Source organism: Acinetobacter guillouiae CIP 63.46 (assembly GCF_000368145.1).
In the GTDB taxonomy this organism is placed as follows: Bacteria; Pseudomonadota; Gammaproteobacteria; order Pseudomonadales; family Moraxellaceae; genus Acinetobacter; species Acinetobacter guillouiae.
Genome location: NZ_KB849292.1, coordinates 11,303 through 11,873, shown reverse-complemented (window position 1 = coordinate 11,873; position 571 = coordinate 11,303). Strand labels below are relative to the sequence as shown.

The following is a 571-nucleotide window of genomic DNA, read 5'->3' as shown; positions in this document are numbered from 1 at the left end:
CAATAAAAAACACCCCCAACCGTTAGGTTGGGGGTGTTTAGTATTTAAAAGCTGGCGATGACTTACTCTCACATGGCAAGTGCCACACTACCATCAGCGCTAAGAGGTTTCACTTCTGAGTTCGGGAAGGGATCAGGTGGTTCACTCTTGCTATTGTCGCCAGCAAACTGTTGTGGTGCTTTCGGGTCTTAATCACGATGTATTGTCGTATGCCTTACTTACGGTCCAAAGAGTTATTAACGGATTAGATAATTGGTCTGTATTGTAACTAGTTTATTCACTAAATCAAGTTCAATCAGTTGTTTTCACTTCTGACTGTTTGGTTTTGAATCGAATTGAGCTTTATATACAACTGCTTGGGTGTTGTATAGTCAAGCCTCACGAGCAATTAGTATTGGTCAGCTTCACACGTCACCGTGCTTCCACACCCAACCTATCAACGTCCTAGTCTCGAACGGCTCTTTAGAGGAATAAATTCCTAGGGAAATCTTATCTTGAGGTAGGCTTCCCGCTTAGATGCTTTCAGCGGTTATCCCTTCCGAACATAGCTACCCGGCGATGCGACTGGCGT

Annotated in this window: 1 rRNA gene; it reads right to left on the bottom strand. The window is 44.1% G+C overall.

Annotation, left to right across the window (positions count from 1 at the left end):
• Nucleotides 1-49: 49 nt before the first annotated feature.
• Nucleotides 50-164: ribosomal RNA gene (rrf, locus tag F981_RS23045) — 5S ribosomal RNA — on the bottom strand.
• Nucleotides 165-571 lie beyond the last annotated feature (407 nt).